Raw genomic sequence first — 8,426 nt, forward strand, 5'->3', positions numbered from 1 at the left:
GGCTCCGACATAGCCATACGCCCTGACATCGACATGTGACGGAGCTCCCATTCCGCTCCGTATGCCGCCTTCACACCGCCTGCCGGAAGGTGCCGCCCAGACAGCGCTTACAGCCCATCCTGGTAGCGTTCCGCCTGTTCGGCGCCGAATTGCAGCGCGCCGGCGACGTATGCGCCGGCAATGTCCTCGTCAGCCTCGATCGTCGTCCTGTAAGTCATTTCGCCTTGATGGCGGCCAGACGCTCCCGACCAAGCTGGCGGATTTCATCAGGGGTGCGGGTGCTCGGGCCGCTCGCCATGCCGGCGTCAATCAGCTCCTGCAGCTCGGCAACCTTGCCAGCCCGGTCTTGGTCGCGACGGATCAGGTCCCGCACATAGTCGCTCGCATTGGCATAGCGGCCGGTGTCGGCCTGTGCCTCGACCCAAGCCTTCATCGGATCGGGCAGGGAAACGTTCATGGTCGCCATGTGGCACCTCCTCGCCTATCATGGCAAAAATTGCCAAAGGCTGTCAAAGGCTTTGCGAAATTGTAGGCGCGCCTTTTCGCGCGATCGAGCGTCAGCTTCGGCAAGGGTTTAGCGGCTGGCTGAAGACCCGCTCAAAAACGGTCCTTTTCGAGCGGTAGTTTTGCGCATCACCTTTCGCCGCCTCTAACCCGCTGATGCTGCTCGGGACGGGCGACCAGGGAGAAAGGTAGACCTTTCTCCTCCGCCGGTTTGGGCTTGTTGGCGGTAAGATCACGGGGGCGTCGCCAAAGGCTGATTGGTCGTCCTTACCAGTCCGACACGAGGCGCATGTCTGGCCGGCCGAAAGTCATCCCAGCGGGCGAAGGGGGGACTTGCCAGACCGCCAGACCGTCCGCCATGCTCCCATTTGCCCGCTCTGCGGCCAAAAATTACGATTTTCCGCGACTATTGCGACCAATCGCGACCAATTTCCAAAATGGTCGCGGCGCCGAAAAACAAGCCTGATCACTCGCTTAGGCGAGCGCGCGACCATTGCGACCAATTTTGCGCGCTCGCCCGCCTATGAGCGATTGTCAAAACTCGCGCGGTTTTTTTCTCATTATCACACGACATCCTCCAAATTGGTCGATTGGTCGCTAAGACATATAAAACTGATTGAAAAGAATAGAGAATTTGGATCGCGACCATTTTTCAGAATGGTCGCAATTGGTCGCAATGGTCGCAAACACCGAGGCGGGGCCGTGAAAAAAATCGAGAGGCGATCGACGTCGGTGCCCTGATCACCCGGGCATACCGGTAGAAGGCCGTTCATCGGCTCCGGAAAGTCGGCGCGACTCTCCTTGGCCTGTCGGGGCCGAAGGACGCCGGCGCCGGCAATTTCACCGACGACAAGGTCGACAGCTCGCACTTCTCGGCCAGGGCGGCGGTCACGCAAGAGCTGCAGGCTTGGCTCGCCGGGACGCCCGACGCGCTCCTCGACCTGCACGACGCCGTAGGTGGTCGAGGCGGGTGCTACCTATGCCGTGTGGATCGCCGCCCTCGGGATACTGCAGGCAGCTCGCCGACCTACCCGACGTCGAGGTGATGGGACCGGCGGCCCCGGCCGAGTTATGGGTGCCGGTGGCACGGGGAAAGCGCGGTCGGGCTATCGCCGCCCTGCGGGACGCCGCGGACGCGCACGTCCTCTTCCTGCGCGCCCTGCCAGCGGATGCGCACATCCTGGCGTTCCGGGCGGTCCCGAAAAAGAGGGCTCGGGCGCCCCGTGGGGAACGGGAAAAACTCGCTGCAGCAATAGCATAGCGGCGCACCCGGTTCGGATTTTCCCGCCAAATTGACGTGCGGAAAAAGTTTGACCATATTCGGAACACCCTCAGAAGGTTCTGAAAAAGCCCGCGGCATTGCCGGGGGCTTTTTTTGTTCTGAGGTACATCGTGTCCCGCAGTCGGTTCGCCTTCATACCGAACCACAGCGTGGCGGCTTGGGCCAACATCGGTACGCCGTGAGCGCTGACTGAGCTCACCACTCGACTGTTCCACTTTATCATCAGCGTCATCCCGCTGACGCAGCCACACAGGTCATGAGCGGCGGCCTATGAGCCAAGCCTCTCGGACACAACCAGCGAGCCGACATCGTGAGCCAAATAGGGCTCGCGGTCGTGCTTCTCCCAGCCAGTCAATCGACCCTGATCAAGCCAGTGCTCACGCCCTGGCTCCAGCACGCGCGTGCCAACGACAACGTCCTATCCTCACTCAGCCCGGATTGTGATCTTCGCTAATGAGCAACGCAGCCTCGCCATCTATCGTCAGCATCATCGACAACGCACAGCCGCTGCCCGGATCGGCCTCCGTGCCGCCACGAGAGTTGCAGGACACACTCGCCAAAGCTTTCGAAGCCAAGGCCGACGCAGAGTTCTCACGTGAGCTCTCCGAAGTCGAAGCAGCAAACCTCGAAATTCTCGCGGCATGCGCGAAACTTGAGCCGAATGACACGGGCAACGGCGCGCGCATGCTCCTGCACTTCGGTCAGGACCTGCAGCACGTCCGCGAAATCGGCTGGCACACGTGGACCGGGCGCGTGTGGAAGCGCGAGGGTGGCGACGAGGCCGCGATAGCCTACGCACAGCGCACGGCTAAGCGCATTCATGGGGAGGCACCGCTCCTCGAGCAAATGCCTCATGAAGCCAAGCTTATTCGCGAGGCCGCGCCGCTTCGATCGAAGGATCACAAGGAGCTCACGTCTGAGGAGGTTGTAATCCTCGACCGCGCCAATGCAGTGCGGAAGAACCTTACCGTCCGGCGCGAACAGCGCCGAAAGCACGCAACCATGTCCGGCAACTGGGGTCGGATTACCGCCATGATTGCGCAGGCGCTCCCACACAAGAGCGTCGGTCCTAAAGAACTCGACGCCGATCATATGATGCTCAACTGCGAAAACGGAACACTCCTTTTTGCCAAAGAGGATGACCCCGATTGGTGCGGTGAGGAGCCGGGGTATCGACTTAACGTCAAGCTTGAACCTCACGATCGCACGCGATTGATCACCAAGATCGCGCCGATTTCATACGATCCAAGCGCCGAGTGCCCGATGTTCGATGCATTCATGAAGCGCTTCCAACCTGATCCGTTGGTGCGCAGGTTCCTGCAGGTCTATCATGGACTCGCCTTGACTGGTCTCACCGGGCAGCAGTGCTTCATTTATAATTACGGCACTGGAGCAAATGGCAAATCGACATTCATGGAGGCGATTGCGTCCATGATGGGGAACTATGCCGACCTCCTGAACGCCGAAAGCTTGACTGGTCAAGGGCAACGCCGTGGCGATCAGGCGACGCCTGATTTTGCCGAGTTGCCCGGCGTGCGCTACCTGCGCATTTCTGAGTTGCCACGCGGAGAGGATCTAAAGGAAGGCTTGGTGAAATCTCTAACAGGCGGTGAAGAAATCAAGGCTCGCCACTTGAATAAGGGCTTCTTCAAGTTCACGCCGACGTTCAAGGCTGCGATGTCTGGTAATGATTTGCCGAAGATCGGCGGCGTCGACAACGGCATTTGGCGTCGCGTGCGCCTCGTGCCGTGGGCAGTGACGATCCCGGAGGCGGAGCGCCGCCCGATGAACGAAATCCTCGCCGAATTCGAAGCCGAGAGGCCCGGGATCTTAAACTGGCTCCTCGAAGGGCTCGACCTCTACCTGCGCGAAGGGTTGCAGACGCCCGACGTCGTGACAGCTGCGACTTCGGCATATCGCGAGGAGATGGATCCGATCGGAGCGTTCGCCGCCGATTGCCTCGATCGGGTTCCGGGGCATTCTGAGACAGCGCGCGCCGTCTACGAGGCGTTCGAGGCTTGGTGTGAGGCAAACAGCGTTCGCCCCTGGAAGGAGACCGCATTCGGTCGCGCAATGCCTCAGAAGGGCTTTGAGCGGGAAAAAAAGCGGGTCCGGCGCTATCTCGACGTCCGGCTGCACGATGTGCCCGCGCAGGAGCCTGGGCGCAGATCGGGTGTCTATGGGAAGTAGCGATCGCCCGCGCTCATCTCACGAAGGGTTGCGGCCCTTTTGTGGAGTTCCCGGCGGGGCAAGGAGACTTGGCAAGTGCCTCGCAGCGTGCGCAAACTATTGCGACCGCACCCGACGAGTAAAAACGCCTTAGTTCTGCGACGGTTGCGAAGGTGATGCGTAGGTTCTTAAAACCCGCGCAACGCAGAAAACGAAACACTTTGAACGCGGTACAAGGCTCACGTGAAGGTCGCGAGGGTTTCCCCGCGTCGTGCACGTGAGACCACAATACGCCGATCTCAGAAATCTTCTCTCATGTATTCTAGACAATAACCTTCGTAACCCTCTCAAGGGTTAGGTAATTACCTGACAACAAAAGACAAATTATCCCGCGAGTGTTTTTCGAAGCCCTCGCGGTACCCTCGCACCCTCGTGCAACCTCCTAAGGCGTCCCCATGCTAGTTCGAGAAAAAATTGATATCGAAGCCTTGATCGTTCGTGCCTATCGGGAAAAGGCCGTTCACAGGCTCCATAACGTCAGCGCGACTTTGCTCGGCTTATCTGGGCCGAAGGCGCCAGGCTGCAGCTACTTGACCGACAAGGTCGACACCTCCTCGTTTTCGGCCAAGACGGCGGCCAAGACGCGTGATTTGCAAGCACAGCTCGCTGCCGCGCCCAATGCCCTCCTCGAGCTGCACGATGCCGTGCTCGGCCTACCGAATTTCTATATCGAGCGCACCGACTGCCTCGGCTTCGTCGTTTGGGATGGGGAGACGGCCGCACGCAACGGACACCGGATCGAAGTCAGCCCATGGAACGAGGCCTCGATCATCAAGGTCGAGCGCAGGGGCGGTTCCGGACCGGCCCAAGACGATTTGCTGCCGGTCGGCGTGCCGCGGCGACTGGTGGTCCTGGTGACCTCTACAATCGTTATCCTCAACGGTCAGCACGGGGACCGGCCTTACGTGCCCGAGGTCGTCGTCGAGCGGATGCGGCCCGTCTACGATGGCCGGGGAAAGCGCGCGTCGGGCTACGTGCCCGTTTATGAAACGGGCGTCCAGGAGATCGTCGAGGCGCGTGCGACCTATGCTGCCTGGCACGCTGCCCTGGGCATGCTGGCTGCGCAGCTTGCTGGCTTGCCGGAGGTCGAGGTGACAGGGCCGACCGCTCCGGCCAAACCATGGCGCCAGACGGGACAGGTCTTAATCGGCACAGCCCCGACCGATCTGCGCGACGAGCCGATCAAGCCGCAGAAACAGCGCCGACGCCCCAGGCCATCTACCCAGTCGGATCTGGGTCCCTCCGGAGGATAAACTATATCGCGAGGCGGAACCACCCGGGATTTTTCCAGTAATTCCGCCCAAAATTCAGGACTAACACCACCTAACATCTATAACCGGCGCCTAACAGATCCATCTTTATTCCGCGCTCTCATCATGCAGAAGGTCGGGTATGACAGACCACGTTGTAGAAGGTTTTGCGGGAGACCATCAGGCTTAGGCCCGCGCGAACAGATCGAGCTGCCCTGTTCCTCTGGAAGCCCGCGACCGGGCGCTAGGAGCGGGGTGCTTGTGCCTCAACTTGGGCAAGAGGGGCAGACCGGCACCTGGCTTGCCATAGAGCACGGCACCGACAATCCAGCAGCCGTCGCCGCGATGAAAGACGTTGGCGGTGTGAGGTCCGGCTCGCAGGATCTCCTGCACGAGCGCCTCGTCGACGTTCATGCCGGACACCGCCGTAAGCAGGCACGAGAGCCCCAGCGCTTCGACATCGAAGGATTGAAACTCCGCAGCGCGCTGCCGCCAGACCTGGCGCACAGCACCGACGCTCGTGTGGGGGAACGGGTTGGGAGCCGGTTGCGTCGCAGCGTCGGCGATGAAGGCCGCGATCGCGTGCCGGTCAGCGATGTCGGTGGCCGCGAGCAGAGAAGCGGCGAGCTGGCGTCGGCTAATCGGCATCGGACCCCGGATCATATGGCCGTGCCCTAGAGGCCGCTTCGCCACTCCTCGCTTAGACCAGGAGGCATCGACCGAAGGGAGAGCACTCAAGCCACAGCCGGTGCCTACTTGCCCTACCGCCGGCAGGAGCATCATCGATGCTCGGCTCCGCGCGTCGCCGCCTCCACCCGCCGGATTGTCGCTCGGCTGGCCTTGAGTTCGCGCGCGACTGCCGAGGCGCCCTGGCCGTCGCGCAGAAGCTGCTCTGCCAGCCGTCGTTGCTCCGGGGTGAGGCTCGCCGGTCTGCCGATCGCTTTGCCCTCAGCGCGCGCCCGAGCGAGGCCCGCCTGGGTGCGCTCGATCAGGAGGTCGCGCTCGAATTCGGCAACCGCGTTGATCACCCCCATCGTCAGCTTGCCGGTCGAGCTGGTGAGGTCGACGCCACCGAGCGCCAAGCAGTGCACGCGTACGCCGATCTCGGCCAATCGTGCGACCGTGCCGCCGACATCCATCGCGTTGCGGCCCAATCGGTCGAGCTTGGTCACGACGAGGACATCACCATCCTCGAGCCGATCGAGCAGGCGGACGAAGCCGCGGCGCTGTGAGGTCGCGACGCTGCCCGACACGGTCTCGGTGATCACGCGCTGTGGCTCCACTTGGAAGCCTGCGGCTGCGATCTCTTGGCGCTGATTGTCGGTGGTTTGCCCGAGGGTGGACACGCGTAGGTAGGCGAAGGTGCGGGGCATGGCCAAAATCTGGTCGAAAGCGGTGGCCGAAACTAACGGCCGGCCGAAACCACCGCAAGCCTATGTTTCGGCCACATCTCCCGCTGGTGGCCGAAACCGTTCGGTTTCGGCCAGACCTCCGCGGGCGAACTGCCCGCCGAGGGACCGCAAGGCAGCCACTCCTGGCAGAACTGCCAAATCAAGGATTTATGGCGTATATAACAAGGCTGTCGTATTTCTGGTTGGCGGCCTATGGCGAGCTGATGGCTGAATGTCCTCCACCAGACAAACGTATACCTCTGACCGATCGGAGCAGGATGTCATGAACGCGACGCTTTCCAAGATCGATGCCGGCGGTCGGCTGATCATTCCAGCCCAGGCACGTAAGGCCCTCAGCCTGGAGTCCGGCGGACCCGTCGTGCTGACCCTGGTAGATGGTGAGCTTCGGGTGCGCTCAGTCGCTTCGGCCATGGCCGAGCTTCAGGTCCAGACCTCCTCCTTCCTGGCCAGCGACGGCGCCTCGGTCAGCGCCTTTCTAACGGCGCGGCGTGCAGAGGCTGCCAGGGAAGACGGCACGTTGGTAGACACGACCGATCTGGCTGCCCCATCCTCGACGGAACTCGATCGTGGCGCGTAGCGTCCTCGATGCTTCGGCGTTGCTCGCCTACCTGCGCCGGGAACCCGGTTGGGAGCAGGTGCTAGAAGCCTTCACCGGCACCGCCACGATGACCACCGTAAATTTCGGCGAGGTCGCCGGATGGTTGGTCCGGAAGGGCGCTGATGAAGCCGCCGTGAGAGCTCTGCGGAGCGGCTTGGTGTTTCCGCTCACCCCCACCGACGACGACCTCTGCATTCGCGCAGCATTGCTAGAGCCGCTGACCAGGCCGAAAGGGCTTGGGATCGGAGACCGGCTCTGTCTCGCGCTCGCTGCCCGCTCGAATGCCGTCGCTGTCACCGCGGACGCCGCTTGGCAGGAGATCGCTGCAGCGGCCGAAGTCGAGGTTCGGCTCATCCGCTAAGTTTGGGCGAGCAGGCAACCGAAGCTTTTACCCGGCGCTAGAATAGCCGACACATTTTACCGACAGAGGTGGACCTGTCTGGACAGTTCACAATCCACCCCGCCGGATCGTCGGGAAAACGATCGAATAGCCGGCATTGCCACTCACGCTACCTGGCGTTGAGTTCCAATAGGGCTTGAGGATGAGCAGGCTGGCTTTGGAAAGCCACCTGTCACTGAAGCTGATCAAGGATCCAGCCCTGTGCCTCGTCCAAGCTGGCGAACAGCGGTGCGTTCAGGTCGTCGATCTGGCCGAACCCGGCCTCCAGGAACCACTTGCCCGCATCATCGTCGTGCTGCTCGGAGAGGCAAACCAGGACCGCGACGAGAAAACCCTCGTGGAACACGAGCTGGCTCTCCTGGTCGTCGCTGCCCGTGGCAACCTGCACGGGCTGAAGGCGAAGGTTCATGCAGCATCCCTCCCGCCCAGATGCAGGTAGTTGGGCTTGAACTCGGCCAGGGCCTCCAAGCCAGCCAGATCCAGGATCCGCAACTGCCGCCCTGAGAGTTCAATCAGCCCACGCTGCTTCAGGCTCCCGAGCGTGCGGTTGACGTGCACGCTGGTCACGCCGGTCGTGTCGGCCAGATCCTCCTGGGTGATCGGCAAGGCGTAGCCGTCGCCGGCCGTCCGGCCGACCGCGCGCAGCCGCAGCAAGAGCTCACACATGAGGTGCGCGATGCGCTCCTCGGCGGAGCGGCGGCCGACATTGACCAGCCACTCGCGCAGGGTCGCCTCGTCCACCAGCGTGGCG

The 8,426-nt window shown here is 62.1% G+C and carries 9 protein-coding genes; 4 read left to right on the forward strand and 5 right to left on the reverse strand.

The window, feature by feature from the left end:
* Positions 1 to 214: 214 nt before the first annotated feature.
* Positions 215 to 466 carry a type II toxin-antitoxin system ParD family antitoxin gene (locus MFF58_RS30695; RefSeq protein ID WP_238293980.1) on the reverse strand — a complete coding sequence of 84 codons (252 nt, stop codon included), beginning with the start codon at positions 464 to 466 and terminating at the stop codon, positions 215 to 217.
* Between the two features lie 1,773 nt (positions 467 to 2,239).
* Between MFF58_RS30695 and MFF58_RS30700 the strand changes: the two genes are divergently transcribed.
* Positions 2,240 to 3,976 carry a DNA primase family protein gene (locus tag MFF58_RS30700; RefSeq protein ID WP_238293982.1) on the forward strand — a complete coding sequence of 579 codons (1,737 nt, stop codon included), beginning with the start codon at positions 2,240 to 2,242 and terminating at the stop codon, positions 3,974 to 3,976.
* Positions 3,977 to 4,545: 569 nt separating this feature from the next.
* Positions 4,546 to 5,268: a hypothetical protein gene (locus MFF58_RS30705; RefSeq protein ID WP_238293984.1), complete on the forward strand. Its 723-nt coding sequence runs from the start codon at positions 4,546 to 4,548 to the stop codon at positions 5,266 to 5,268.
* Positions 5,269 to 5,451: 183 nt separating this feature from the next.
* On the opposite strand, the gene MFF58_RS30710 is transcribed toward MFF58_RS30705, so the two are convergent.
* Both MFF58_RS30710 and MFF58_RS30715 read right to left on the reverse strand, forming a co-directional pair.
* Positions 5,452 to 5,913, reverse strand: a complete 462-nt coding sequence (locus tag MFF58_RS30710; protein WP_238293986.1) for a hypothetical protein — start codon at positions 5,911 to 5,913, stop codon at positions 5,452 to 5,454.
* A 131-nt stretch (positions 5,914 to 6,044) separates the two neighbouring features.
* Entirely contained in the window at positions 6,045 to 6,638 is a 594-nt protein-coding gene (locus MFF58_RS30715; protein ID WP_238293988.1) for a recombinase family protein, read from the reverse strand.
* A 301-nt stretch (positions 6,639 to 6,939) separates the two neighbouring features.
* Between MFF58_RS30715 and MFF58_RS30720 the strand changes: the two genes are divergently transcribed.
* Together MFF58_RS30720 and MFF58_RS30725 are read left to right on the forward strand one after the other, a co-directional pair.
* Positions 6,940 to 7,254 (forward strand): AbrB/MazE/SpoVT family DNA-binding domain-containing protein, encoded by a 315-nt coding sequence (locus MFF58_RS30720; RefSeq protein WP_238293989.1) that lies wholly within the window; start codon positions 6,940 to 6,942, stop codon positions 7,252 to 7,254.
* Positions 7,244 to 7,636, forward strand: coding sequence for a type II toxin-antitoxin system VapC family toxin (locus MFF58_RS30725; RefSeq protein WP_238293991.1), 393 nt, complete (start codon positions 7,244 to 7,246; stop codon positions 7,634 to 7,636). Before MFF58_RS30720 ends, MFF58_RS30725 begins: the two co-directional genes overlap by 11 nt.
* Before the next feature lie 211 nt (positions 7,637 to 7,847).
* Here MFF58_RS30725 and MFF58_RS30730 read toward each other — a convergent pair whose 3' ends face one another.
* Entirely contained in the window at positions 7,848 to 8,084 is a 237-nt protein-coding gene (locus MFF58_RS30730; RefSeq protein ID WP_238293992.1) for a hypothetical protein, read from the reverse strand.
* Positions 8,081 to 8,426 (reverse strand): Crp/Fnr family transcriptional regulator (locus MFF58_RS30735; protein ID WP_238293994.1); only part of this gene is annotated, 346 nt, incomplete at its 5' end. The genes MFF58_RS30735 and MFF58_RS30730, both read right to left, overlap by 4 nt.

It is taken from the genome of Methylobacterium longum (assembly GCF_022179385.1).
GTDB lineage: Bacteria > Pseudomonadota > Alphaproteobacteria > Rhizobiales > Beijerinckiaceae > Methylobacterium > Methylobacterium longum.

Excerpts from the sequence above, each read along its gene's own strand:
- MFF58_RS30695 (WP_238293980.1), bottom strand. The coding sequence starts at position 466 with ATGGCGACCATGAACGTTTCCCTGCCCGATCCGATGAAGGCTTGGGTC.
- MFF58_RS30700 (WP_238293982.1), top strand. The coding sequence starts at position 2,240 with ATGAGCAACGCAGCCTCGCCATCTATCGTCAGCATCATCGACAACGCA.
- MFF58_RS30710 (WP_238293986.1), bottom strand. The coding sequence starts at position 5,913 with ATGCCGATTAGCCGACGCCAGCTCGCCGCTTCTCTGCTCGCGGCCACC.
- MFF58_RS30715 (WP_238293988.1), bottom strand. The coding sequence starts at position 6,638 with ATGCCCCGCACCTTCGCCTACCTACGCGTGTCCACCCTCGGGCAAACC.
- MFF58_RS30720 (WP_238293989.1), top strand. The coding sequence starts at position 6,940 with ATGAACGCGACGCTTTCCAAGATCGATGCCGGCGGTCGGCTGATCATT.
- MFF58_RS30730 (WP_238293992.1), bottom strand. The coding sequence starts at position 8,084 with ATGAACCTTCGCCTTCAGCCCGTGCAGGTTGCCACGGGCAGCGACGAC.